Here is a 22,821-nt window from a genome sequence, read left to right as displayed (position 1 = left end):
GCGCCACTATCCTGCGCCGCATGACCTGCTAGAGCATTGCACGATCCGGAACGGCCGCCGATGCGCGACGTTGACGGCTCGCCCCTCAGATCAGGTCGTCCATGAAAATTCGCGTCCGCGCCGAGCTCGTCTATCGCTTCGATCCCCCGACCGACGCGATCTACAAGATTCAGGTCGCGCACTGGCCGGGTCAGGACATCCTGGAGGAGCGGCTGACGATCACGCCGCCCCAGGCCTTCCATCAGGACGAGGACGAGGAGTTCGGCGCCCGCACCCTCCGTGCGCGCCTCAGCGGCGACGTGGCCGTGTCCTACGAGGCGGTGGTCGACAACGGCTCGCTGCTGGGCCTGCCGCCGGGCGTGACCCAGCACGACTGGAACGACCTGCCGGCCGAGGTGCTGACCTATCTGTGGCCCAGCCGCTACTGCCCCTCGGACCAGTTCGGCCGGTTCGTGGAGCGTCAGGTCGGAGAGACCTCGGGCGGCGAGCGGGTGCTCGCGATCCTGAACTGGATCACCGGGAACATCGATTATGAGCGCGGCGTGTCGGACTCCGAGACGACGGCCGCGCGGACCTTCATCGATCGGGCGGGCGTGTGCCGCGACTTCACCCATATGGGCATCACCCTGTGCCGGGCGTCGGGCATTCCGGCGCGCGCGGTCAGCGCCTATGCGCATCAGCTGAACCCGCCGGACTTCCACGCCATCTTCGAGATCTGGCTGTCGAACGGGTGGTGGCTGGTCGATCCGACCGGGCTGGCGCCGATCGAGGGACTGGTGCGGATCGCCTGCGGGCGCGACGCCGCCGACATCGCCTTCCTGTCGACCCAGGGAACCTGCGAGATGGTCAGCCAGTCGATCACCGCCGAGGCTGCGGACGACTATTCCGTCGAGGCGCGATCGGACCTTCTGCGCGCCTGATAGGTCTCGATGAAGTCGAGCCGGCGCAGGACCTTGTTCTGCGGATCGATCACGATGTGAGCCGCAGCGGGGACAGCGATCAACCCCCGACCGCCGGTCATGGCCAACGTTTCGACCCGGCCGTCCACGGACACCTCGACCGGCATCGGAAAGGCCGCGCCGTCGCCGGTCGTCCATGACAGGGTCAGGGTCCCGTCCTCGCGCGTCTCGTTCAGGACAGGCAGGGCGGCCTGATAGAGATAGCCGCGGAAGAACCAGCCGTAGTCCCTGCCGGTGATGTCGTTGACGATCCGCAGGAAGTCCGGCGTCGAGCGGTAGATCGGCTCGAAATTGCCCGGGCGCGGATCGGGGCGGCCATAGACCAGGGTGGTCACGGCGCGGAAGAAGGCCTCGTCGCCGATCAGCATCCGCAGCGAATGGGCTATCAGCGAACCCTTGGAGTAGATGTCGTTGCCCGGCCCGACCGCGCCGTCATAGACCTCGCCCTCGCTCCTGAGTTCGCCCGAGACGACGGGGAAGCGATTGATCAGGCCCTGCTGCTGCTCGGCCAGTTCGGTCTGCATGTAGCGGTCGCCGTGCAACCAGGCGCCGTAGAGGGGCTGCATGTAGCTGCCCAGCCCTTCGTGCAGCCACATGTCGTCGGCGTTGGCATTGGTCATCTGGTTGCCGAACCATTCGTGGGCCAGCTCGTGCTGCAGCAACCAGTCGTAGCCCTTGCCGTCCAGCCGATACTGGTTGCCGTAGGCGTTGATGGTCTGGTGCTCCATGCCCAGGTGCGGGGTCTCCACGACGCCCATTTTCTCGTCGGAGAAGGGGAAGGGGCCGACGGTCGCCTCGTAGAAGTCCATCTGGGTGGGGAATTCGGCGAACAGGGCGGCGGCGCGCGCAGGGTCGTCTGAGTTCAGATGCCAGAAGGACATCGGGAAGCTGTTGCCGAACCGGCTTTGATAGTCGGTCTTCAGCTCCGTATAGGGACCGATGTTCAAGGCTATGGCGTAGGTGTTGGGCTGGGCGGCTGACCAGTTCCAGGTGGTCCAGCCGTCGCCGTGATCTTCCGTGCCGAGGAAGCGGCCGTTGGAGGGCGCGGACAGGCCGGTCGGGACCGTGATGTGCAGATCGACCCGCCCGGGCTCGGCCAGGGGGCTGTCGATACAGGGCCAGAACAGGTCGCAGCCTTCGCCCTGGACGGCCGTGGCGATCCACGGCTCACCGCCGGGCGCGGTCGCCCAGACGAAGCCGCCGGACCAGGGCGCGCGCGGCGCCACGCGGGGATAGCCCGAATAGGCGATGCGCAGGGTCGTCGTCTGACCCGCGGCCAGCGGCCGGGGCAGCGGAACGGTCATCCGCCCCTCGGGATTGGACCAGTCGCTCACCGCCTGTCCGTCCACCGACACGGCGGAGACATCGAACACCGTGTCCAGCTCGACCACCAGCCGGGCGACCGGCGCCGTGGCGGTCAAGGTCAGGGTCGCCGTCGCGTCGATGGCCCTGTCGGCGGGGAGGACCTTGATCGCCAGATCGACGAGGTCGATGCGCACGGCCGTCTGTTCCGGCGTGCGCGGCTGATCGGTCATCAGGGTGAAGGCTGTGGACTCGCGCGGCGCCGGGTCCTGGGCGAGGGCAGGACCCGCCAGCAACGAAGCGGCGGCGAGGGCGGCGATGGGGTTTCGCATCAGGGTCTCAGCCGGCCGGGCGGGCGAGCCGTTCGGCCGCGGCCCGCTCGCGTTCGGCGCGGTTCCAGGCCTGCCAGTCGTCGACCACGTCGAGCTGGCGCAACAGCTTGTTCTGCGGATCGACCAGAAGGCTCGCGCCCGCCGGCACGGCGATCGTCGCCCGGCCATCGCGCATCGGCAGCGTCTGGCTCACGCCGTCGACCTCGATCTCCACCGGCATCGGGAAGGCCGAGCCGCCCCCGGTGGTCCAGGTCAGGGTCAGCCGGTCGCCCTCCCGGACCTGCGACAGGACCGGCAGGGCCGCCTGATACAGATAGGCGTCGAAGAACCAGTCGTAGTCCTGACCCGTCACCTGGTTGACGATGGCGTTCATCTCGCGCGTCGAACTGGTCCGGGGCGCGAAGTTGCCGGGTCGCGGGTCGGGGCGGCCGTACACCAGACGGCGGATGACCTCGTAGAAGTCGTCGTCGCCGATCGTCATCCGCAGGGTGTGGGCGATCAGCGAACCCTTGGAATAGATGTCGCCGCCGGGGCCCTCAGAGCCGCCATAGACCTGGTTGACGGTGCGGTTGGTCTGCGAGACGACCGGGAAGGCGTTGACCAGACCCTCGCGCTGGCGCTGCAGCTCGGACTGCATGAACCGCTCGCCATGCAGATATCGGGCGTAGAGGGGCTGCATATAGCTGCCCAGCCCTTCGTGCAGCCACATGTCGTCGGCGTTACGGTTGGTCAGCTGGTTGGCGAACCACTCGTGGCTGAACTCGTGCTGCAGCAGGGTGTCGTAGCCGCGCGTCTCGATCTTGTAGGCATTGCCGTAGGCGTTGATCGTCTGGTGCTCCATCCCGAGATAGGGTGTCTCGACCACCCCCATCTTGGAGTCGGCGAACGGGTAGGGGCCGATGGTCGATTCAAAGAAGTCCAGCATGGGCGCGAACTCGGCGAACAGTCTCTGAACCTTGGCCGGGTCGTCGGAACGCAGGTGCCAGTAGTGCATCGGGATCGTGTTGCCGAACCGGCTCTGGTACGGGGCGGTGACCTCCTCATAGGGGCCGACGTTGATCATCCCGGCATAGATGTTCGGGTGGGCGATGCTCCAGCTCCAGGTTTTCGTGCCGTCGGTGTTCCCGGTCACGCCCTTGAACACGCCGGGTCCCGGCGCCGAGACATTGCCCGGCGTGGTGACGTGCATGTCCAGCTGGCCGGGCTCGGCGTTGGAGTTGTCGATACAGGGCCAGACCAGGTCACAGCCGTTGAGCTGGACGGCAGAACCGATCCAGGGCTCGCCCGTCGGCGCGGTGGCCCAGACCCAGCCGCCGTTCCAGGGCGCACGTGGAGCGACACGGGGCTGGCCGGCGTAGGCGATGGTCAGGGTGGGGGTGGCGCCCTCGGCCAGACCCGCCGGAACCTCTACGGTCAGACGGCCTTCGGGGTTGGACCAGCGATCGGCGGGCACGATCTCGCCGTCCAGCCGGATCTCGGAGATGGTGAACAGGGTGTCCAGCTCGACCGCCAGACGCTGGATCGGCTTGAGCACGGTGAAGTCCAGCACGGCCACGCCGTCGATCGCCTTGTCCTCAGGCAGGACCTTGATCGACAGGTCGGCCTTGTCGAAGCGGACGGCCTCCTGCTCCGGTGTGCGGGGATTGTCGGTTTCGAGCGTGAAGGCGGTCGGCTGGCGGGCGGGGGCGTCCTGGGCCGTAGCGGGAACCGACAGCATGCAGGCCAGGACGGCCATGCTCGCCGCACGCAGACTCGATCCGGCCATCAGCGTCTATCCTCGTCAGAATTCCGGTTCATCGTGCACCCCGGCGAAGGCCGGGGTCCAGATGAAAAAGCGGTCTCCGGGCTGTGGATGCTCTTTGATCCCGGCCGACGGCGTCCGCGATCTGGACCCCGGCCTTCGCCGGGGCGCAGGGGGAGATATGCGGCAAAGAAAAAGGCCGGTGTTTCCACCGGCCTCGTTCAGAATTCGGGGTCCGTCAGGACTCAGGCGGCGGCTTGTTCAGCCAGCTTGGCCTTGATCTGGCGCTTGATTCGCTGTGCCGTGATCGACAGCTGTTCGTCCTTGGCCTTGACGATGAAGGGGTCGAGGCCGCCCTTGAAGTCGAGCGTGCGCAGTGCGGCGTTCGAGATGCGCAGGCTGTACGACTGGCCCAGGGCCTCCGACGCCAGCTTGACCTTCTTGAGCGACGGCAGGAAGCGGCGCTTGGTCTTGATGTTCGAGTGGCTGACCGAGTGGCCGACCATCGGCCCGACACCGGTAAGTTCGCAACGACGCGACATCGTCTTATCCTTGAGGTGGCGCCGCTCCAAAGGAGAGAGGGCGCATGAAACGAATGCGCGCGAGGGTGGACCCCCGCGCGAGAGGGGGCCGTATAGAGGAACCGATCCCGCGCCGTCAAGGCTTCGAGGGCCAGATTGGACTCCCGGGCCGAGTCTTCGCGCCGGGACGTTCATGCGTCGTTCAATCGCCGCGTTTCAAAGCTTAAGCTATTTGGGACTGTCCCGAGGATGAGATCCACGATGACCCTGCCTTCCCTTCTGAGGCGCACTGTCGCCGTCGCCGCCCCTGCGATCGCAGGGGCCGTCCTGCTGGCCGCGCCTTCGTCTCCGTCGCAGGCCCAGGGGGCCGTCAGCGAGGTCCTGCCGGGCTACTGGGAGTATACGACCAGCGCCGTGGGTATCCGCAGCACCGAAACCAAATGCGTGCGGCCGTCGGAGATCAACCGCTTTTTCGGCGGCCTGTCGACGCGCCGCTGGCAGTGCGTCTATCCGACCCGCGTCGTCGGCGGCGGCACGGCGCGGTTCGAGGGGACCTGTACCGACCCGCGCGGACGGCGGGTAAACGTCCGCCTCGGCGGTTCGTACCAGCAGGAGAATTTCCGCTTCACCGGCGGCGCCCAGCTCGCGCGCGGCACGCCCTATCTGCCGGCCTCGATCACCGCGCGCAGGCTTGCGGCGGTCTGCCCGGCGGACGCTGAGTATTTCTGAGCAGAGACGCGGCCTGACCCTCCCTCTCGGGTGAGGGAGACGAAAGAAGAAAGGCCCGGTGTTTCCACCGGGCCTTTCTCACATTCAGCAAATGCCCCGAGGGATTATGCGGCTTCAGCCTCTTCCTCGGCTTCCGCGGCTTCAGCCGCAGCGATGACGGCCTTCTTGGCGCTCAGCGACTTGGACAGCAGCTGGACGGCGGCGTCCTTGTCGATGCGGTTGGCGGCGGCGACTTCGCGAGCCATCCGGTCCAGGGCGGACTCATAGAGCTGGCGCTCAGAGTACGACTGTTCCGGCTGCGAGTCTGCGCGGTGCAGGTCGCGGACCACTTCGGCGATGGAGACCAGGTCGCCGGAATTGATCTTGGCTTCGTATTCCTGGGCGCGGCGGCTCCACATCGTGCGCTTGATGCGCGCGCGGCCCTTCAGCGTCGTCAGGGCCTTGGTGACCACGTCGTCGGTGGCCAGCGAGCGCAGGCCGGCGGTCTTGGCCTTCTTGGTCGGGACGCGCAGGGTCATCTTCTCGTGGTCGAAGGTGACGACATAGACCTCCAGCGACATGCCGGCGATTTCCTGGACCTCGACCGCCGCGACCTTGCCGACGCCGTGCGCCGGATAGACGACCGCATCGCCAACCTTGAATTCCAGAACGCTCTTGGTGGTCATGTCATTCCTTTCCCGGACGCAGGGACAGGGTATCGAAGGCACGACGAACAATTGCTCCCGGACCGGCGACGGGGGTCGCCGATCGGAATGATGCAGTCGTCAGTCGTGGAAACGGATCACCCAACCTCTGGCCGACCCCGTCTTCATGGACGAGGTTCTGTCGCAAACGCGGGCGGCGCGCATGAAACGCATACCGCCCGACCCAATGTGAAGGAACATATCACAAAACGAGGCAATTTCAAAACGTCCCAAGCGTCCCTTGCGAAACCGGCGCTATTCCTGACCCGGAGCTTTATCGGCGGTCGCGAGCGTTCAGGAACCCTTGCCGGGCTTGGGCGAGAAATATTTCTCGAACTTGCCGGTCTCGCGTTCGAACTGTTCCTTGTCCGCGGGGGGCGTGCCCTTGACCGTGATGTTGGGCCAGACCTTGGCGTATTCGGCGTTGACCTGAAGCCACTTGCCGTCGGGTTCGTCCTCGGTGTCGGGCACGATGGCGTCGACCGGGCACTCCGGTTCACAGACGCCACAGTCGATGCATTCGTCGGGCGCGATCACGAGGAAGTTCTCGCCTTCATAGAAGCAGTCGACGGGGCAGACTTCGATGCAGTCCATGAACTTACATTTCACGCAGGCGTCGGTGACGATGTAGGTCATGGGCGGGCGGGGCTGACGTTCTTCGGGTTGGGCTGGAGAGGTCCGGCAGATGACCCCGCGAGGGTCCGCTGTCAACCGGAGCGACGGTTTGGCGGCTCTATCGCTTGCTTCTGCGGCAAGAGGTCTTATTTGTATCAGTATCGATTGCAGATAAGCCGTCGCCACCGCTGATCCTCCGGAGCCCGTCCTCATGTTGAACCGCCGCCTGCTCGCCCGCACCGCCGTCGCCGGAGCCCTGGTGCTCAGCCTTATCGGCGGGGTCGTCACCGCCCAGACCGCCGCGACGCGCGTGCCCGCCGAGGTCCAGGCCGGGACCTACAAACTTGATCCGGGCCACGGAAAGATCACCTGGAAGGTCAATCATCTCGGCTTCTCGACCTACGTCGGGCAGTTCGTCAACGTCTCCGCCGACCTGACGCTGGACCCAGCCAACCCCTCAGCCTCAACCCTGACCGCCACTGTGCCGCTGGCGGACGTGGCTCCGAACGACGATGGTCTGAAGGCTCACCTGCAGACGCCGGATTTCTTCAACACGGCCGAGTTTCCGACCGCGACCTTCGTCGCCAGGTCGATCATGGTCGATCGTGAGAACGCGACCGAGGCCGACGTGGTCGGCGATCTGACCCTGCACGGCGTGACCCGGTCGGTGACGATGGAGGTAGAGTTCAATCAGGCCGGTCCTTCGATGGGCAACATCTACAGGGTCGGCTTCGACGGCGAGGCCACGATCCGTCGGTCGGATTTCGGCATGAGCTACGGCCTGCCCGCCATTGGTGATGAGGTCGAGCTCCACTTCGAAGGCGAGTTCGTCAAGCAGTAGACGAGGTTTCCTCTCCGAGAGGGACGTAGAGGGCGCGGGCCTCCGCCGGAGGTCCGCGCCGTACGCCCAGGGCCTCGACCCGGACAGCCGTGACCCGGCCGTCGAGAGCGAAGGTCAGTTCGTCGCCCGGGTGGACGAGGCGGCTGGGTTTGTCGAGCCGGACCTGTTTGCCGTGATGGGTCAGCCGCACGGCGCCCCTCTGGACCAGATCGGCGGCCAGACCGCGAGTCCTGGCGAACCGGGCGCGCCACAGCCAGAGATCGACGCGGACGCTGTCGTCGCTGTCACTCATATCCACGCCTTCGCGGGGATGCACGGAAGGACGAAATCACGAGGCCGCGGCCTTCTTTCGCCTCGGCCGCTTGCGGCGGGCGGGCTGAGCGGGCGCGGTCAGCTCGGCCAGTTTGGCGAAGGGCGAGTCCTTGATCACGACGGGGGTCTTGCCCTCGCGGTCCGGCATCCGGGCGCGGACGGTCTTGAGAGCGGTCCAGATGGCCTTGGCGTCGCCGATCGTCCAGCCGAGAGATTTCAGGGCCTCGTCGGACAGGTTTCCCCTGGTCTCGCGGCGGAGGTCCGAGGCGCGTTCGAGATCCTCGACCAGGACAGCCCAGCGGCCGGCCGTGCGGACGCCGAAGGCGGAGAGGGCGCGGGGCGACGGGGCGGCGATTGGCAGGAGGGTCAGGCCCTCTGGCCTGGCGCGGAACGGTTCGGCGGCGGCAAAGGCCTGGGACAGGATCCGACTGCGCGGTTTCAGGGCCCCGGGCAGCCAGACGGAATGGGTCCCGACGCGAATGGCGAAGGCCTTGATCGTGCGGCGCTCGACCTGGCTTAGGGCAGCGAGATCGCGTTCGACGTCGCGCCGGTCGATGACGCCCCCGGCCTCCAGCAGGCGGAAGGCGATGCCGCGCGGGAGGCCTTTCAGGGCGCCGGATTCGACGGCCTGTTTGAGCCGCCGCAGGTCTCGCAGCGCCCGTTCGGCTTCGGATGCCAGCCAGGCCTCGATGCGGCGCTGGGCCCGGTCGCGGGCGGCCTGGGGACCAAGATCGCCCATCAGGCGCACGCGCGGACTGAACGGCTCTGTGTTGATGATCTTTGCGGCGAGCGCGCCCGACCACAGGACATCGCCTTCCGGCGTGACCGAGAAGGCGTCGTCGCTATCGCCGGCCAGCGCGCCGAGACGGCGGGCGATCTCGGGGCCGACGGCGCGCAGGGCGGCGGTCTTCAGGGTGCGGTCGGCCAGGGCCGAGCCGCCCGAGGCAATGGCGAACCTCACGCCGTCCAGATGGCCGACCGCCTCTCCGTCGACGGTGACGACGCCGTCGTCGGCGACCTCGGCCATGGTCTGGGCGTGGTCGTGCAACGACCGCATCAGGGCCGTCGTCTTGCGGTCCACGAAACGGGCGGTCAGCCTCTCGTGCAGGACATCCGACAGCCGGTCCTCCAGCGCCCTCGCGCGCTCGCGCCAGCCCTTCATCCCGTCCAGCCAGTCCGGCCGGTTTGCGATGTAGGACAGGGTGCGGACGCCTGCGAGCCGGGCCGACAGCTGATCGATCTGGCCGTCGTCGCGGTCGACCTCGGCGAAGCGAGGCGCGAACCAGTCGTCGGTCAATCGGCCGCGCTTGCCGGTCAGGGCATGGAAGACGTCGCGCGACAGGCGGGCGTGCTCGTCCAGCGTCGTCTTCTGGAAGTCGGGCAGCTGGCAGGCTTCCCAGAGCCGCATGATGGTCCCGCGCGAACGGCTGATCCGCTTGACCTCGTCGTCCTGCAGGGCGCGACGCAGCAGGGTCTCGTCCAGAGCCTGACCGGTCAGCTTCAGGCCGGAGACATTCGGCGGCTGGACCAGCGAGCGCAGCAGATCGGGCAGGGTGTCGAAGTCGAGGCGGGCGTTGCGCCACTCAATCGCCTGGATGGGGTCGAAGCGGTGCTCCACGACCTGTTCGACCAGATCCTCGTCCAGTTCCTCGGCCTCGCCGGTGACACCGAAGGTGCCGTCGCGGATGTGGCGGCCGGCGCGGCCGGCGATCTGGGCGATCTCGTGGGCATGCAGCCAGCGGGTGCGGCGGCCGTCGAACTTTCGCATCCCGGCGAAGGCGACATGGTCGACGTCCATGTTCAGCCCCATGCCGATGGCGTCGGTGGCGACCAGGAAATCGACCTCGCCCGACTGGAACAGGCCGACCTGGGCGTTGCGGGTGCGAGGCGAGAGGGAGCCCATGACCACGGCCGCGCCGCCGCGCTGGCGCCGGATCAGTTCGGCGATGGCGTAGACCTGCTCGGTCGAGAAGGCGACGATGGCGCTGCGCCGGGGCAGGCGGGTCAGCTTCTTCGATCCCGAATATGTCAGGTTCGACAGCCGCTCGCGGGTGACGATCTCGAGATCGGGGATCAGCCGGCGCATCAGGGGCGCCATGGTGGCGGCGCCCAGGAACATGGTCTCGAACCGGCCCCGCGCATGCAGCAGGCGCTGGGTGAAGACGTGGCCGCGCTCCGGGTCGGCGGCCAGCTGGATCTCGTCGATGGCCAGGAACTCGACCTCGCGCTCCAGCGGCATGGCCTCGACCGTGCAGACCCAGAAATGCGGTCGGGCCGGGATGATCTTCTCTTCGCCGGTGATCAGGGCGACGGCATTGGCGCCGCGCTGTTTGACGATCCGCTCATAGATCTCGCGCGCTAGCAGCCGCAGCGGCAGGCCGATCATGCCCGACGCATGACCCAGCATCCGTTCGACCGCCAGATGGGTCTTGCCGGTATTGGTCGGCCCCAGCACCGCGACGACGCGGGATGGGGCGAGGCCGGTGGGGCGGTCGCTCATGGTGTGCATAAGGTGGCGATTCGCCTGCGGTTTCTCAAGACGTTCTTCCCTCTCCCCTTGCGGGAGAGGGAGCTCGCGCACGGCGGCGATAGCCGTCGTTCTGGCGCGATCGGGTGAGGGGTGACACCCGGCTTCGAAGTGCGTTCTGACTGGCCCCAATCGGTGAGGCCCTGCGTGACCCCTCACCCGCCGGCGCAAGGACGATCGCTGTGCTCTCGTGCGCCGCCTCCCCTTCGGCTGGTCGCATGCGATCAGCCTGCGACCCGCAAGGGGAGAGGGCTAGGAAAGCATGGCCTCGATCTGGCCCAGCCGTTCCTTGCCGAAGAACATTTCGTCGCCGACGAAGAAGGTGGGGGCTCCGAAGGCGCCGCGTTCGACCGCGGCGGCCGTGTTGTCGGCCAGTTTCGCCTTCACCGCATCGGTCTGGGCCAGGGCTATCAGGCGCCCGGCGTCGAGACCGGCCTCGACCAGGACCGAGGACAGGACGGCCGGGTCCGACATGAGCAGGCCGCGCTCCCAGAAGCCGGCGAGGACCGCGTCGAGATAGCGGTCGAACTCGTCGCCGGGCGCGCAGGCGCAAAGGCCGCGCATGGCCAGCAAACTGTTGACCGGGAAATGCGGGTTCATCTGGAAATCCTCCAGCCCGTGCGCCTTCACGAAGCGGCGAATCTCCAGCATCTCGTAGTCGAGCTTGAGCTTGATCCCGGCATAGGCGCTGAACGGCGCCTGGTTGCCCGTGGCCTTGAAGATGCCGCCCAGAAGACAGGGGATGACATTGATCGTCGCACCCGTGCGCCCGACCATCTCCGACAGGGCGCGCTCGGCGAGATAGGCGTTGAGGCTGGCGAAATCGAAGATGAAGTCGATGGTTCTGGTCACCAGTTTTCCTTCCATGGGCGCAGGTCGAGTTCGAAGGTCCAGGCGCTGCGTTGCTGGTTGTGCAGCCAGACGTAGTTTTTGGCGATCTCGTCGGGCTTCAGGATCGCGTCCTCGTCCAGCAGGCTCTGGATGTCGGGGGCGATGGAGCGGGCGAAGGTCCCGTCGATCATGCCGTCGACGACGACGTGGGCGACGTGGAGACCTTGGGGACCCATCTCGCGAGCCAGGCTCTGGGCTAGCTGGCGCAGGGCCGCCTTGGCCCCCGCGAAGGCGGAGAAGCCCGCGCCGCCCCGGGTCGAGGCGGTGGCGCCGGTGAACAGGATGGAGCCTTTGCCGCGCGGGCCCATGACGCGGGCGGCCTCGCGTCCGGTGAAGAAGCCGGCCAGGGCCGCCATCTCCCAGACCTTGGAATAGACCTGGGCGGTGGTCTCGACGACCGGGAAGCGGACGTTCGCGCCGATGTTGAAGACGACGACCTCGAGCGGGCCGATATCGGCCTCGATCCGGTCGACCAGGGCGATCATCCCGGCCTCGTTGCGGGCGTCGACGCCGAAGGCGTGGGCCTGACCGCCCTCGGCGCGGATCGCGTCCGCGAGCGCCTCGAGCTGTTCCAGATGACGCGGACGGCGGGTGACGCAGACCGCGAGGCCTTCCCGGGCAAAGGCGCGCGCGATGGCCGATCCGACCCCGTCTCCGGCGCCGACGATCAGACAGGACGGGGTGGATGACATGACGATCTCCCGAGAGGAGAAGACCGTTTCATATCGAAACTAACTCGTCAACGCGGCATGGGCGCCCTGGGCAGGGTGGCGCTTAACGGCAGACGATAATGCGGTGGAACAGGCGCGAAACGAATCAGGACCGAATCAGCGACACGGCCAGATTCGGGGTTTGTTCACCCCCGGATATTGTATCTTAAGACCGATTAACCACAAACTGATTTCGCCAGGACGCGGCGACTGTTGCTCCACGGGTTTACGGAGCGGGGCGCAACCCGCTAGGGACAGCCCGCGTGGCCCCGTAGCTCAGCCGGATAGAGCAAGGCTTTCCTAAAGCAGAGGTCGGGGGTTCGAGTCCCTCCGGGGTCGCCAATGAATCAATATCTTAGCCGGCTGTCTGCGTGCTCTGTTTCTCTGGGGGCACACAGGGGGCACAAATCGACGGCGGCTCAGGGTACCTCAGTGGTTTCACTCAGCATGGTGAGAGGCGACGGCTTGGCGCGAAGAAGGCCAGCCCCAGCGGCGACGTCGGTGACAGCGCCGCACCAATCCGTCTGCCGACCCGTCCAGGGATCCGCAACGCCGCGGCTGATCATCTCCGTTCCGACATCGGTCCCGTCGAAGGTGGTGACCTTCGCGAGCGTGCGTCCGTAGCGGTCGGTTCCACTGCGAGTGAGGGTGATCGGCGCGGCCATGGTGAAGCCAGCACATTCGCCTGCTCACGCTCGGCGATTGCTGCCAGACGGATTTCGGCGATGCACTCGGTGCGAGGCGGCTTCTCCAGGGGGCGCCGGCGGCTCCCGACCGGAGCGTCGTCGATCCGGGGCTGCGGGCCGCACCGGCGCGGGAAGGCGGGCGGTTTGCCCCGCCGGCGCGCGACAAGGCGTCCGCTGCCGTGGACTAACGCTGATCTGATTGTCACATTGCAAATTGCTGTCCTACCGCCGTGATCGGGGCGCGGCGTCCCAAGCAAAAGCCCGGGGAGTGACCGCGTCGCGAGGGCCAGCTTCACACGTCGTTTGAACGCGACCAGACAGCCGGATGTCGCAGCCACGCTTGCTAGTTGTACGGCCCTGTGCACGATCTAGCACTGCAATTTTGCTCACTAAGATTGGAAATTTGACATGCCCGCGTTTGTCGGAACAGAAGGCGCAGACGTGTTGACCGGCACGGATGAGGCCGACACGATCAACGGTCTCGGCGGCGATGACACCATCGACGGCGGCTTGGGGACCGACACGATCGACGCGGGCAGCGGCAACGACCGCGTGGTGGTCCGGCCCGTGAACGGGGACACCGCCGACGTCATCGAGGGCGGGACCGGGTATGACGTTCTCGACTTCACGGTGATGACCCTCGACGGGTACCGGTTCCGCGCGGGGGCGCAGGCCAACCGGCTGGAAGTCCTGAACGCCGCGGGCGTTGTCATCTATAGCGCGGGGGTGACCGGCCTCGAGGAACTGGCCACCGGCGCCGGCTCGCAAACCCTTGAGGGCCGGCTGTTCCAGGCGCTTCGGGCAGGCGCCGGCGACGATACTCTGATCGGAACGCCGGGCTTTCCGAGCTCTTCATTGTACGGGGAGGACGGCAATGACCTGCTGACGGGCGGGGGCGGGAACTCTCTGTATGGCGGTGCCGGCAACGATATGTTCCGGCTCACGACGGGGGCGGAAAGCCTCTTTACCTCTCACGCTTTAATAGACGGGGGTGACGGTTTCGACGTCCTGGACGTCTCGCTCTACCCGTTACGCGAAGCCAATGGCGGTTTTGGTCAATCTCTTGGCGACAACTTCAGAACCATAGTGGCGAGCTTCGCGACCGGATTGACCGTCACAACGGTATCGATCGAGAAATTCGTGACGGCCGGCGGACTGTACTTCATATCCGGTGTCCGGGAAGTCGAGGCCGCATCCGGAGCTGCTTCGGTGACCTACAGAGGTGACGCCGCCGCCCAAACCCTGACGGGCGGGCGCCCGTCGGACAGTCTCTTCGGGGGCGGCGGCGATGACCGTCTGAACGGTCGTGAAGGGTTGAACACGCTGGACGGCGGGTCAGGCGTCGATACCGCTGTGTTCGCCTATACTTTCGCCCAGGCCGACATCCGGCACACCAGTTTCGTGCCATCTCCGACGGTCGACACGGCGGCCCGCTCCCTGCGCGTCAATATCAACAACCCCAATGGCAGTGATTTCGTCCGGGGCATCGAGGTGTTTCAGTTCAGCGATGTGACGATCCGCAATGACGATGGTTACGCCCTTGTTGATGATCTCTACTACCTGACCAATACCCGTGACATTCTCGCGCCGACGGCGGATGCGGAGGCCCATTACGCCTCGACAGGATGGCGTCTGGGACGCGATCCGAACATCTATTTCGACACCTCGGCCTATCTGTCCGCCAACGCCGACGTCGCGGCGGCCGGGATCAACCCGCTTGAGCATTACCGAGCGTTCGGGGCCAACGAGCGGCGCGACCCGTCCATCTGGTTCGACAGCGAACAATACAGTGCGATCAATAAGGATATCGGCGGGATGAACCCGCTGGAGCACTATCTGCTGTACGGTGCCGCCGAAGGCCGGGCCACCTACATGGCGGTCGGGTCAAATCTCGTGAACGGTTTCGATGCCGACTACTATCGAATGGCTTATGAGGATGTCGGGCGATCCGGGATCGATCCGATGACCCACTACCTCCAGTACGGCATCAAGGAGGGGCGAAATCCCAACGCCTATTTCGACACCAAATACTATCTCGCCAACAACCCCGACGTCGCCGCCGCAGGCGTCAATCCGCTCCAGCACTATTTCGAATTTGGCTGGAAGGAGCTTCGCGACCCGTCGGCGTCATTCGACACCAGCGCCTACATCGAACGCTACAGCAAGGTCCTTCTCACCGCCTTCCTGACCGACAGCACCAATCCTCTTAAACACTACATGGAGGTGGGGCGGCTGACCGGATTCCAGATCACGCCGACGACCGCCCAATCGGGCGAGCGCCATCTGGACGCCCTCAACTTGCCCGCGCTGCCTTATCTCCTGGACGCCATCGACGACGCCGTGTCGGGGGGGGGGCTGTGGGGCGATGCGGATGCCGGCAGCTCGGCGGGACTTCTGGAGCCCGTCGCGCCGTTCCGGCTCCCCGGGGAGCTGGGGGACGACGTCTGGTTCCATCAGACCGGGGCCGGGATGGCTTCCGACTATTTGATCGCATAGGAACCGCGGCGTCTGTTTGCCGCGTGAACCGAAGGGGTTTCTTGACGAAAAAGGCCCGGTCTCGCGACCGGGCCTTCTTCGTTCAGAGATGGCGCCGCCGGATGCTCCAGACCGCGAAGCTCATGCCCAGGCCGTCGGCAAGGATGTCGATGTAAGGAGGCCAGAGCATGGGTGGTCCTGACAGCAAAACGACGACCCCGCTAAGGGCCGGCGCTCACTTCTCGGCTCGCTTATCGCTGCTTAGCTCCTCGGCGTCGGATAGACCTTGTGCGGTTCGCTCCGTTCGGTAGCGTCCGCGCGCGAGAGCTCAGGAGCCGTGCGACCCTCCAGCCCCGCCTTCGCCATCCAGCGATGAGTGCGCGTGCCGTACAGGCCGCCGAACACCGCAGCGATCCCGCTAAGCAGCATAGTCAGGAAGCCCCAGAGAGCGAGTGTCGCGGTATTGTCGGCTGCGTTTTCGGCCTCAACACGCTGCGTGGGAGGAACGATCAAAGTTCCCTCAACCACCCTTGAGTCAGGCGCCAGCGCGTCCCCGATCATCGTTTCTCCCGCATTTGTCTTGGTTGCTTCGCCACCGGCAATCTCGGCCGTGTTCACGGCGGCTGAACCTGATGCGATCAAGATAGCCAGAAGGAAGGCCAGGGCCCAGACGCTCACGCCATGCAGCGCGCCCTTGTGATGATCGGCGTACTTGGCTGCGCGACTTGCCACCGCGCCACCGACAAACAGCGCGATTGAGTTGGCGATCACAGCCCACATCCCGGCGGCGGCAGCGAAGCCCTCTGCGTCGCCCCCGTCGAGATCATAGGGATTGAAGGCCCCCGCTCCGAGAGCGACGCCAAGAAGGTTGAGCATGGTCCCGACAGCCACGGCGACGACCGCCCCAGCGATGACGGCGGGCCAAGATACGAGCACATGGAGAGGGTGCGCATGAGAAGATCGGTCGAGATAGTCGGTCATGAGTTGCCTCCAAAGACTGCCAAGTTTGTTCAATCTCCACCCACGCCGAAGGGTTCTGACGGCATCCTTCCGTAGATCCCGCCGATGCCTTGGCCACATCCACAGAATTAAGAACAAGTACGGAACATTCTCTTGCACACGCAGCCTGTCCGGAGTCACAAGCGCTCCGGGTCGGCAACCTGGATAGAGCAAATGAACGACCGATCCTTGGCGAGCCTGCTCGCTGAACTGGACGCGGAACTGGCCCGGAAAAACGACCCCGGCTCCGCAGCAGACGAAATCCTGACCTGCGTGGAGGCCCGCGTCCCCGGTGCCGTAATGCGGTCAGCCGCTGGCATCCAGCTCCGCAGCCTCGGCTGCATGGCCTCCGCCCCTCGGTGATGCCATGCCTGATCCAAACCGTCCCCGCGTTGCGCGGGAAGACTTCGTGCCAGAGTTCGGCCAACGCCTGATCATCCAGTGTGATCGACCGGGCTGCGATCATGCCGTGTTGATGGACCCTCGCCCCTTATTCGGAGGACGTCGCAGTTGGCCTGCGGAAGGCGTCTCTTATCGGTTTCGCTGCCAGTGCGGCCACCGGGTCGCCAAGGTGACCTACACCCGACATTCCACCGGGCGGACTGGGCCAATCTCCCCAGCCGCCACCGCGCTCTGGTACTGATGGGCCGCAAGAACCTCGACCGCTACACTGAGGACGACTGGCGCGCTGCGTCAGGGTCATTGGAACAAATCCTCGTCAACGGCTGGCCGGTCTATGCCGACTGCCCGGTGTGCGGACTGCGTATCCAGGCGGACCTGAAACGCATCGCCCAGGTGCGGGGACCACACTACAATCTCTGGGGTGCCGGCGCGGCCTGCCGGCGGGTTGGCTGTATCGGGCGAATCCAGTTCGTCATCCGCCCGCGCGGCGCGGTCGGTGAGTTCGTCATGACTGCCAAGGCGGTTCGCTAACGAGGTAAAGGCCCAACTGAATCTTGGGAGCGGCCGGACCTTTGGTTTTACGCGGGTGATCCTACCGCAATAAGGCTCGCGGCAGCGGGACAGTGAAATACCCGACCACACCGGACGCCGCGCTGACCAAGCCGCCTGTCCGCAAACCGACAGAGGAACGAAGACGGCGTTTACCGATTCCGGATTCATCGGAATTGGAGTGACCTGATGGATATCCCCGACACAGCGGACAACCGCGTTTCAAAGCGTGGCTTTGCCTCGATGAGTCGGGAGCGCCAGCTTGAAATCGCGCGCAAGGGCGGTGCCGCCGTGCCTGGCGAGAAGCGGGCGTTCTCCACCAACAAAGAACTCGCCCAAGAAGCGGGCCGTAAGGGCGGCGCGGTTTCCATCCGCAGACGCCAAGGAGACGCCTGATGTCTGACGACAAAGCTCGGACCGGAGGTCGGCGCTGATGGAAATCACATTTTGGGGGTGGGTGTTCATCAGTACGGTTGGACTGCTGTCCTTCCTGAGCCTGATCCTGGCGATTTCACTCCGCTTCATGCTTCGCCAGCACGCTGACCCGATCATCCCGTAGATTGGCGCAGGGGCCGCGCGCTTAAGCTCCACGGGCCTCATCCCCCGGCTGAGACAAGGTCCGCAGAACCCATGGTGAGGTCAGGGCTCAGCAGGGCGCCTGAAAAGGCAAAGACCCCCAGCGGGACGCTGGGGGTCACCTAAGCCGAGTATGAACGGAGGGACGCATATTGCCGGGCCATCCCTCGCACCAGCCTGCTCCTACTCCACAACCGCCGATCCGCGTGTCAGGTTCCCGCCATGTGCAACCTCTACCGCTCGCGCTCCGGCCCCGACGACATCCTGGCCATGACGCGCGCCATGCGCAGCGATGTCGGTAACCTCGAGCCGCGCGACATCTATCCGGATTACCCGGCGCCGATCGTCCGCCTCGACGAAGACAGCGAGCGCATCTTGACCATGGCGCGCTGGGGCCTGCCGTCGTCGAAGAAAGCCTTGTTCGACGCCGCGACAAAGCGGGCCGACAAGCTGAGGGCCAAGGGCAATGACGTGGACTTTCCCAAGCTGCTGGAGCTGGAGCCCGACAGCGGGACGACCAATGTCCGCAACACGAATAGCAGCCACTGGAAGCCGTGGCTTTCCCCTGCCAATCGCTGCCTGGTCCCTTTCACCGCCTTCAGCGAACCAGGCCGCGAGAACGGTGCCTACAAGCCGGTGTGGTTCTCCCTGCCGGGCGACAATCCATTGGCCTTCTTCGGAGGCGTCCACGTTCGCGACTGGACCTGTGTTCGCAAGATCAAGACGGGCGTCGAGACCTGCGATCTGTTCGCCTTCCTGACGACCGAACCCAGCGAGCCGGTGAAGTTAGTTCACCCCAAGGCCATGCCTGTGATCCTGACGACGGAGGAGGAGCGCGATGTCTGGATGCGCGCGCCCTGGGACGATGCGAAGGCGCTGCAGCGACCGTTGCCGGATGGCGCGTTGGAAATAATAGGGACCTAAAGATAAGACGTCTCCGTCGTCGACCCACCCGGCCAAGACTTGCGGAGAACACTGCGACCTCGTCTCATGCTTGTCCGAAAGCATTGAAACAGGACGCTTCCCGATGATCCGCACCGTCACACTCGCAATTGTCCTCGCCGCCGCAGCAATCAGCTTCCCCGGGGCCTCCACCGCTCAGTCATGGCCGGGGGTGGTCGTCACCAATACAAACACTCCGGGAGGCGCTCCGCAGCCTGTCGTGCTTCGCGGCGACGAGGTCGTGAACATCAGGTGCCTCGCGCCGTGCACTCGGTCGGACAACACGACATCGCTCAATGCCAGCATCCTGCTGTTTGCCAGTGCGTTGGACATAGACCGTGCCCGCGAGTTCAGTGTGAGCCGCGCCGACGCAAGCGCAGCCATGGCCGGTGCTCTCGATTTCCAAGCGCCCGCCAACGGGGCGTCGAACCGCATTGGCGCCCAAGCCTTTACAACGGGCGACGAGACGGCTGTCGGTCTAAGCTACTCCCGTGAGATGGGGGCCTATGATTTCGGGCTTGGCGTTTCCAGCGTTGGCGAACGGAGCGCCGGAAAGGTCAGCGTCGGCTTCTCTTGGTAGGCAACGTCAGAACGCCCGGCCCGGCGAACCGGAGCGAGCTAGTTCACTCGTTGGCACGGGTTGAACAGCCTCGGCGGTCGCCGATCACTGAGGCCGCAACTGCGTTGGGCCGGGCACCGTTCTGATGCTCGATAAGCGTCATCCCGCAGGCCGAGAGATGGCGATCACCCCGGAGAAGACGATGCATACCCTCCACAACCTCTGTACCATCACCATTTCCGTGATGATCGGATGGGCACCCTCTGCTGTGGGCCAGGTCCGTGTTGACGTCGCGCCATCTAGCCAAACGCTGTCAGAGTCAGGCCGAGCGGTTGGTGACATTGCAAGCCGTGCGGATCCCGCCAGTCAACGTTCCCTCGCCGGCGGCCCTGCCTCGGCCATGACTGGTCCACTTTACTCGCGCGGTATCATGCAGACCGGCGGCTTCGACATCATCACGGGGTTTGAGGGTGCCGGGGGCGATCTCGCCAACTTTGGCAATGTGGTGCGGCTGACGACGCCCAATGCCGAGCGCGGCTCTTTCGCCTCGCACACCTTCCTGCAGATTGAGCACAACCCGCGTCAGCCTCACAACTACGCTGGTGCCGCCTACTTTGGCACTCAGGTCCAGCCCGCCGGCGGGGACAGCTACAGCGTCAACATCGGCAACTACGTCGAGCCGGGCGTGGGGCGGGATACGACCGCGCAGGACGCCATGCGCGCCTCCACCAATCATTTCGGGCTAGAGATTGATCAGGGTAACAACTCGCGCGTGAGCTACGGCGACAATCCCTTCGATTTCAGTATCCCGTACGGCAATGTTGGAGAGTTCGCCCCGATCAAGATTATTGGCCACAGCGCCACGGGGTCGCGCGGAACGGCTGCGATCCTCGCATATGGGCTCGGCGGCGGGGTTTGGAACCGCGGCATCGCCTTCGATGGCGACAGCATCGTCACCGCCACGTTTCAGGACAGCACGAACGCTGACACGGTCATACTCGCTGACGGGGCGCATCGACAGGGCGCTGATTTCAGCAGAGCGACGGGGATGCAGGGCGCGCTGCTGGTACCGAACAACTCGTGGCTGGGTCTGCAGCGGTATCAAGGCGACGGCTTTATCAAGATCCAGGCGGGCATCGACAACATTCTAACTATTGGCGAGAACTCAGCCGGCATCAGGGTCTACTCCTCCCTGTATCCTGCCATTTCCGGCGGCTCCGATATCGGTACCCCGACCCATATGATGGCCGGTGTTTATGCTGAGCGCTTTTACACCACGCCGGCCACGCACTGGGCTTCAGCGCCAGGTTCACCCGAAGGCGTGGTCACAGCCGGCGCGGGCTCGTTGTACACCGATACCAATGGCGGCCCTGCCACACTATACGTGAAGACGTCCGGTAGCGGGAACACGGGTTGGAAAGCGATCGCCACACCTTGATAGCGGTAGCGCCGCGCGCCCACGTTCACGTCAGTCTGATTGTAATCAAGGAGTTCCAAATTGCCGCAGACGGCGATCCTATCCTGTGAGCCTTATTTAGTAGATCGTACGGTCACTCTTCGGCTCATCCTTTTCGTGGCGTTGCATGAAATGATCAGTGCCAGCGCTCCCTCCACAAACTGGAGATGGTGCAGTTTTCGCGAGCCCAGAGGGCCAGCCTGAACGGTGTCGCCAGCCGTCGCGAGACGTGGCGCGCACGACCCGACGGCTCAATCGACCTAGCTGTGATCACCGGCTTCCAGATCGCGGCGACCGACGGTGCCATAGCCGTACGGCTCGACCTGTGCCGTTCGCAGGAGCAGCTCGCCGGCCGGACAGAGGCCGAAGTTGAGCAGGTCGTTATTACGCCGGCAGTCGCGGCCGAGCTCATAGCGGCTTTGCAGGAGCAGATCGATGCACCAACCCCGCTGCACTAAGCGGGGCGGGGTGCGAATGGGTTCGAACAGGGCGTTCGAGGCGGCGTCGAGGGAGGGTTGATTGGAATTGGAACAGCGGGGAAGTGGGAAGGCTCCCTAGGGCAGGTGGCGGCTTGATTCCGGGCTATTAAATTAAGTTACAAGCGTCCAGCGGGTCAGTCGTAGTCGCCGACGATGGCGGCTATGGCTTCAAGGAAGGCTACGGGGTCGTGACGGCGGAGCTGATCGATCGCCGCCTTCATCTCTTCAAGTTCCATGGCCTCGACGTCTTCCAGGCTAGGCAAGGTCAAGCAGCGTCCTCCGACAGAGCTTCACCAACCCGCGCACCGTCGCCCGCGCCTTGATGGTCTCGACCGTCCAACGCCCTGAGACGTAGTTGCCGCTCGCCTCTCCCTTCGGAGCGCCGGGGCTGCGGCCCCCGTGCATCCGGCATCGCTTCCGCCCCTTGATGGCCGGCGACTGGCACGGCGTCCCCGCCCGCGTCTTCGCTCCACACCGGCACGCCCTGCGCAGACGGAAGACCAACGGTTCCGGGTCCATGGGGTTGTTGGTGATTTTCGAGGCGCACACCCCCTCCCGGCCCCCCGTTGACGACCGTCTGGGTTCGGGCATCGACATAGACATAGCGCACCTCGACTTGCTGCTTTCCGCCGGTGCGGAGTTTGGACAGGGCTTCGACCTGGGCCGTGAAGGTCCGCGAGGTCTGGTTCATCATCCGGCTGTAATCGAACAGCGCGTCTCGCATCTCCGCCCTATGGAGATGGCCGGACATCTTCATCGTGGCGCAGTGGACCGACCACATTTGCAGGGCCAGCGCCGCCTCGAGCTCGGATTGCGGCTCCAGCGCGGCGATGAAGGCAACAGCTTCACGAGCGTGGGCTCCCAACGCCTCGGGCTCGCTCTTCGGAGAGAGTCCGGTCTGGGCCAGCGCATGACGAATGAAGCCGTCCAGCAAGGGCTTGGAATGTGTGCCAAGCGCCTTCGCCCAACGGCAACTCCAGCCTTCCAGATCCTCATAGGACGGCCCCAACTGGGTTACGCCCTCGTCCGTATGTCGGACCGAGATTTTCGGCGGCGAGGGGTCGGGCTTGGACAGGAACCACGCCTGCGCTTCCTCTCCGAGAAGACGGTCCCTCTCGGACGGTTGAGGTCGGGTTGCCAGTTTCGGGTGGGTCTTTATCTTGGCCTTCGTCATTGTGTCACTCGCTGTGTGGGTGTGATGCTCTGCATTTCCAGAGTCCGGCCGGGGAGATCATCGTCACCGGTTTGTCCGACCGATCTCGGCCGGGAGTGGGAGCGGAAGGGCGGGCGGGAGCGGGAGTGTGCCCCTTTAGGGGCACTCCCGTTCCTCCCGCCCCATTTCCTCCCGCCGGGAGCAACACTCCCGCTCATGCTCCCGCCTCCAGAACCCAGACTGTGGATCGGCGTGGAAAAGGGACCCCGTTAGCGGGGTGATCGGCGTCGAATAAGGACCCCTCATTCCTGATGTCTAACGATGGCTGCTTGGCGGATGTCAGGCGGCGAGTTCGGGATGTTGGTGTTGGAGACGGTGTTGA

Annotated in this window: 25 protein-coding genes, 1 tRNA gene and 1 pseudogene; 14 read left to right on the top strand and 13 right to left on the bottom strand. The window is 65.3% G+C overall.

Translation table 11 applies throughout. The features are described from left to right. Nucleotides 1-101: 101 nt before the first annotated feature. Nucleotides 102-920 carry a transglutaminase-like domain-containing protein gene (locus ACP7A5_RS16220; RefSeq protein ID WP_426042876.1) on the top strand — a complete coding sequence of 273 codons (819 nt, stop codon included), beginning with the start codon at nt 102-104 and terminating at the stop codon, nt 918-920. Here the strand turns inward: ACP7A5_RS16220 and ACP7A5_RS16215 are convergent. The 3 genes from ACP7A5_RS16215 to rpmB all read right to left on the bottom strand — a co-directional run bounded on the left by ACP7A5_RS16215 (nt 881) and on the right by rpmB (nt 4,876). After that, nucleotides 881-2,593, bottom strand: coding sequence for a M1 family metallopeptidase (locus tag ACP7A5_RS16215; RefSeq protein ID WP_426042875.1), 1,713 nt, complete (start codon nt 2,591-2,593; stop codon nt 881-883). The two genes, ACP7A5_RS16220 and ACP7A5_RS16215, sit on opposite strands and share 40 nt — an antisense overlap. A 7-nt stretch (nt 2,594-2,600) precedes the next feature. Continuing rightward, complete coding sequence (locus ACP7A5_RS16210; RefSeq protein ID WP_426042874.1) at nt 2,601-4,358, bottom strand: M1 family metallopeptidase; 1,758 nt, start codon at nt 4,356-4,358, stop codon at nt 2,601-2,603. Nucleotides 4,359-4,579: 221 nt separating this feature from the next. Continuing rightward, the gene (gene rpmB / locus ACP7A5_RS16205; RefSeq protein ID WP_303695109.1) at nt 4,580-4,876 is read right to left on the bottom strand and encodes a 50S ribosomal protein L28; all 297 of its coding nucleotides are present in this window, start codon (nt 4,874-4,876) and stop codon (nt 4,580-4,582) included. A gap of 240 nt (nt 4,877-5,116) precedes the next feature. On the opposite strand from rpmB, the gene ACP7A5_RS16200 reads away from it, so the two are divergent. Further along, complete coding sequence (locus tag ACP7A5_RS16200) at nt 5,117-5,584, top strand: DUF3617 domain-containing protein (protein ID WP_426042873.1); 468 nt, start codon at nt 5,117-5,119, stop codon at nt 5,582-5,584. Between the two features lie 104 nt (nt 5,585-5,688). On the opposite strand, the gene ACP7A5_RS16195 is transcribed toward ACP7A5_RS16200, so the two are convergent. Next, on the bottom strand, nt 5,689-6,249 hold the full coding sequence (locus ACP7A5_RS16195; RefSeq protein ID WP_303695111.1) for a CarD family transcriptional regulator: 561 nt from the start codon (nt 6,247-6,249) through the stop codon (nt 5,689-5,691). A gap of 312 nt (nt 6,250-6,561) precedes the next feature. Next, on the bottom strand, nt 6,562-6,903 hold the full coding sequence (gene fdxA, locus ACP7A5_RS16190) for a ferredoxin FdxA (RefSeq protein WP_303695112.1): 342 nt from the start codon (nt 6,901-6,903) through the stop codon (nt 6,562-6,564). A 190-nt stretch (nt 6,904-7,093) separates the two neighbouring features. Here fdxA and ACP7A5_RS16185 point away from each other — a divergent pair, with 190 nt between their 5' ends. Continuing rightward, nucleotides 7,094-7,723 (top strand): YceI family protein, encoded by a 630-nt coding sequence (locus tag ACP7A5_RS16185; RefSeq protein WP_426042872.1) that lies wholly within the window; start codon nt 7,094-7,096, stop codon nt 7,721-7,723. On the opposite strand, the gene ACP7A5_RS16180 is transcribed toward ACP7A5_RS16185, so the two are convergent. The 4 genes from ACP7A5_RS16180 to ACP7A5_RS16165 all read right to left on the bottom strand — a co-directional run bounded on the left by ACP7A5_RS16180 (nt 7,713) and on the right by ACP7A5_RS16165 (nt 12,145). Then, nucleotides 7,713-8,015 carry an RNA-binding S4 domain-containing protein gene (locus tag ACP7A5_RS16180; RefSeq protein ID WP_426042871.1) on the bottom strand — a complete coding sequence of 101 codons (303 nt, stop codon included), beginning with the start codon at nt 8,013-8,015 and terminating at the stop codon, nt 7,713-7,715. The two genes, ACP7A5_RS16185 and ACP7A5_RS16180, sit on opposite strands and share 11 nt — an antisense overlap. A gap of 36 nt (nt 8,016-8,051) precedes the next feature. Further along, nucleotides 8,052-10,535 carry a helicase-related protein gene (locus tag ACP7A5_RS16175; protein WP_426042870.1) on the bottom strand — a complete coding sequence of 828 codons (2,484 nt, stop codon included), beginning with the start codon at nt 10,533-10,535 and terminating at the stop codon, nt 8,052-8,054. A 279-nt stretch (nt 10,536-10,814) separates the two neighbouring features. Next, the gene (locus ACP7A5_RS16170; RefSeq protein ID WP_426042869.1) at nt 10,815-11,414 is read right to left on the bottom strand and encodes a 2-hydroxychromene-2-carboxylate isomerase; all 600 of its coding nucleotides are present in this window, start codon (nt 11,412-11,414) and stop codon (nt 10,815-10,817) included. Then, on the bottom strand, nt 11,411-12,145 hold the full coding sequence (locus ACP7A5_RS16165) for an SDR family NAD(P)-dependent oxidoreductase (RefSeq protein WP_426042868.1): 735 nt from the start codon (nt 12,143-12,145) through the stop codon (nt 11,411-11,413). Before ACP7A5_RS16165 ends, ACP7A5_RS16170 begins: the two co-directional genes overlap by 4 nt. Nucleotides 12,146-12,428: 283 nt before the next feature. Between ACP7A5_RS16165 and ACP7A5_RS16160 the strand changes: the two genes are divergently transcribed. Next, nucleotides 12,429-12,505, top strand: a tRNA-Arg gene (locus tag ACP7A5_RS16160). A gap of 77 nt (nt 12,506-12,582) precedes the next feature. Here the strand turns inward: ACP7A5_RS16160 and ACP7A5_RS16155 are convergent. Further along, complete coding sequence (locus ACP7A5_RS16155; protein WP_426042867.1) at nt 12,583-12,828, bottom strand: thermonuclease family protein; 246 nt, start codon at nt 12,826-12,828, stop codon at nt 12,583-12,585. 429 nt (nt 12,829-13,257) lie between these two features. Here ACP7A5_RS16155 and ACP7A5_RS16150 point away from each other — a divergent pair. Then, a pseudogene (locus tag ACP7A5_RS16150) lies at nt 13,258-13,389 on the top strand (calcium-binding protein); the annotation flags it as partial. A 93-nt stretch (nt 13,390-13,482) separates the two neighbouring features. Beyond that, nucleotides 13,483-15,345: a hypothetical protein gene (locus ACP7A5_RS16145; protein ID WP_426042892.1), complete on the top strand. Its 1,863-nt coding sequence runs from the start codon at nt 13,483-13,485 to the stop codon at nt 15,343-15,345. Between the two features lie 240 nt (nt 15,346-15,585). On the opposite strand, the gene ACP7A5_RS16140 is transcribed toward ACP7A5_RS16145, so the two are convergent. Continuing rightward, on the bottom strand, nt 15,586-16,305 hold the full coding sequence (locus ACP7A5_RS16140) for a hypothetical protein (protein ID WP_426042866.1): 720 nt from the start codon (nt 16,303-16,305) through the stop codon (nt 15,586-15,588). Nucleotides 16,306-16,497: 192 nt separating this feature from the next. Here ACP7A5_RS16140 and ACP7A5_RS16135 point away from each other — a divergent pair, with 192 nt between their 5' ends. The 8 genes from ACP7A5_RS16135 to ACP7A5_RS16100 all read left to right on the top strand — a co-directional run bounded on the left by ACP7A5_RS16135 (nt 16,498) and on the right by ACP7A5_RS16100 (nt 21,265). After that, nucleotides 16,498-16,686, top strand: a complete 189-nt coding sequence (locus ACP7A5_RS16135; RefSeq protein ID WP_426042865.1) for a hypothetical protein — start codon at nt 16,498-16,500, stop codon at nt 16,684-16,686. Nucleotides 16,687-16,965: 279 nt separating this feature from the next. Continuing rightward, nucleotides 16,966-17,256, top strand: a complete 291-nt coding sequence (locus tag ACP7A5_RS16130; protein WP_426042864.1) for a hypothetical protein — start codon at nt 16,966-16,968, stop codon at nt 17,254-17,256. A gap of 207 nt (nt 17,257-17,463) precedes the next feature. Further along, nucleotides 17,464-17,670: a general stress protein gene (locus ACP7A5_RS16125; protein ID WP_426042863.1), complete on the top strand. Its 207-nt coding sequence runs from the start codon at nt 17,464-17,466 to the stop codon at nt 17,668-17,670. A 37-nt stretch (nt 17,671-17,707) separates the two neighbouring features. Then, nucleotides 17,708-17,833, top strand: a complete 126-nt coding sequence (locus ACP7A5_RS16120) for a hypothetical protein (protein ID WP_426042862.1) — start codon at nt 17,708-17,710, stop codon at nt 17,831-17,833. Nucleotides 17,834-18,072: 239 nt separating this feature from the next. Beyond that, nucleotides 18,073-18,774: an SOS response-associated peptidase gene (locus ACP7A5_RS16115; RefSeq protein ID WP_426042861.1), complete on the top strand. Its 702-nt coding sequence runs from the start codon at nt 18,073-18,075 to the stop codon at nt 18,772-18,774. A 103-nt stretch (nt 18,775-18,877) separates the two neighbouring features. Beyond that, complete coding sequence (locus ACP7A5_RS16110; protein ID WP_426042860.1) at nt 18,878-19,372, top strand: hypothetical protein; 495 nt, start codon at nt 18,878-18,880, stop codon at nt 19,370-19,372. 157 nt (nt 19,373-19,529) lie between these two features. Beyond that, the gene (locus ACP7A5_RS16105) at nt 19,530-20,789 is read left to right on the top strand and encodes a hypothetical protein (protein ID WP_426042859.1); all 1,260 of its coding nucleotides are present in this window, start codon (nt 19,530-19,532) and stop codon (nt 20,787-20,789) included. Nucleotides 20,790-20,974: 185 nt separating this feature from the next. Further along, nucleotides 20,975-21,265 (top strand): hypothetical protein, encoded by a 291-nt coding sequence (locus tag ACP7A5_RS16100; protein ID WP_426042858.1) that lies wholly within the window; start codon nt 20,975-20,977, stop codon nt 21,263-21,265. A gap of 155 nt (nt 21,266-21,420) precedes the next feature. Here ACP7A5_RS16100 and ACP7A5_RS16095 read toward each other — a convergent pair whose 3' ends face one another. Together ACP7A5_RS16095 and ACP7A5_RS16090 are read right to left on the bottom strand one after the other, a co-directional pair. Beyond that, nucleotides 21,421-21,555 (bottom strand): hypothetical protein, encoded by a 135-nt coding sequence (locus tag ACP7A5_RS16095; protein ID WP_426042857.1) that lies wholly within the window; start codon nt 21,553-21,555, stop codon nt 21,421-21,423. Beyond that, nucleotides 21,542-21,805 (bottom strand): HGGxSTG domain-containing protein, encoded by a 264-nt coding sequence (locus ACP7A5_RS16090; protein WP_426042891.1) that lies wholly within the window; start codon nt 21,803-21,805, stop codon nt 21,542-21,544. The genes ACP7A5_RS16095 and ACP7A5_RS16090 overlap by 14 nt, the downstream gene beginning before the upstream one ends. Nucleotides 21,806-22,821: the final 1,016 nt, after the last annotated feature.

Origin of the sequence: Brevundimonas sp. TWP2-3-4b1, assembly GCF_049897665.1 — a bacterium.
Taxonomy (GTDB): Bacteria; Pseudomonadota; Alphaproteobacteria; order Caulobacterales; family Caulobacteraceae; genus Brevundimonas; species Brevundimonas subvibrioides_B.
This window is presented reverse-complemented; position numbering and strand designations above follow the sequence as displayed.

Coding starts and splice junctions, on each gene's coding strand:
- ACP7A5_RS16120 (WP_426042862.1), top strand. CDS start 17,708: ATGGAAATCACATTTTGGGGGTGGGTGTTCATCAGTACGGTTGGACTG.
- ACP7A5_RS16195 (WP_303695111.1), bottom strand. CDS start 6,249: ATGACCACCAAGAGCGTTCTGGAATTCAAGGTTGGCGATGCGGTCGTC.
- ACP7A5_RS16155 (WP_426042867.1), bottom strand. CDS start 12,828: ATGGCCGCGCCGATCACCCTCACTCGCAGTGGAACCGACCGCTACGGA.
- ACP7A5_RS16165 (WP_426042868.1), bottom strand. CDS start 12,145: ATGTCATCCACCCCGTCCTGTCTGATCGTCGGCGCCGGAGACGGGGTC.
- ACP7A5_RS16140 (WP_426042866.1), bottom strand. CDS start 16,305: ATGACCGACTATCTCGACCGATCTTCTCATGCGCACCCTCTCCATGTG.
- ACP7A5_RS16105 (WP_426042859.1), top strand. CDS start 19,530: ATGGCGATCACCCCGGAGAAGACGATGCATACCCTCCACAACCTCTGT.
- ACP7A5_RS16090 (WP_426042891.1), bottom strand. CDS start 21,805: ATGGACCCGGAACCGTTGGTCTTCCGTCTGCGCAGGGCGTGCCGGTGT.
- ACP7A5_RS16200 (WP_426042873.1), top strand. CDS start 5,117: ATGACCCTGCCTTCCCTTCTGAGGCGCACTGTCGCCGTCGCCGCCCCT.
- ACP7A5_RS16115 (WP_426042861.1), top strand. CDS start 18,073: ATGTGCAACCTCTACCGCTCGCGCTCCGGCCCCGACGACATCCTGGCC.
- ACP7A5_RS16215 (WP_426042875.1), bottom strand. CDS start 2,593: ATGCGAAACCCCATCGCCGCCCTCGCCGCCGCTTCGTTGCTGGCGGGT.
- ACP7A5_RS16110 (WP_426042860.1), top strand. CDS start 18,878: ATGATCCGCACCGTCACACTCGCAATTGTCCTCGCCGCCGCAGCAATC.
- ACP7A5_RS16210 (WP_426042874.1), bottom strand. CDS start 4,358: ATGGCCGGATCGAGTCTGCGTGCGGCGAGCATGGCCGTCCTGGCCTGC.
- ACP7A5_RS16135 (WP_426042865.1), top strand. CDS start 16,498: ATGAACGACCGATCCTTGGCGAGCCTGCTCGCTGAACTGGACGCGGAA.
- ACP7A5_RS16185 (WP_426042872.1), top strand. CDS start 7,094: ATGTTGAACCGCCGCCTGCTCGCCCGCACCGCCGTCGCCGGAGCCCTG.
- ACP7A5_RS16130 (WP_426042864.1), top strand. CDS start 16,966: ATGGGCCGCAAGAACCTCGACCGCTACACTGAGGACGACTGGCGCGCT.
- ACP7A5_RS16180 (WP_426042871.1), bottom strand. CDS start 8,015: ATGAGTGACAGCGACGACAGCGTCCGCGTCGATCTCTGGCTGTGGCGC.
- ACP7A5_RS16100 (WP_426042858.1), top strand. CDS start 20,975: ATGGTGCAGTTTTCGCGAGCCCAGAGGGCCAGCCTGAACGGTGTCGCC.
- ACP7A5_RS16175 (WP_426042870.1), bottom strand. CDS start 10,535: ATGAGCGACCGCCCCACCGGCCTCGCCCCATCCCGCGTCGTCGCGGTG.
- fdxA (WP_303695112.1), bottom strand. CDS start 6,903: ATGACCTACATCGTCACCGACGCCTGCGTGAAATGTAAGTTCATGGAC.
- ACP7A5_RS16220 (WP_426042876.1), top strand. CDS start 102: ATGAAAATTCGCGTCCGCGCCGAGCTCGTCTATCGCTTCGATCCCCCG.
- ACP7A5_RS16125 (WP_426042863.1), top strand. CDS start 17,464: ATGGATATCCCCGACACAGCGGACAACCGCGTTTCAAAGCGTGGCTTT.
- ACP7A5_RS16145 (WP_426042892.1), top strand. CDS start 13,483: ATGACCCTCGACGGGTACCGGTTCCGCGCGGGGGCGCAGGCCAACCGG.
- rpmB (WP_303695109.1), bottom strand. CDS start 4,876: ATGTCGCGTCGTTGCGAACTTACCGGTGTCGGGCCGATGGTCGGCCAC.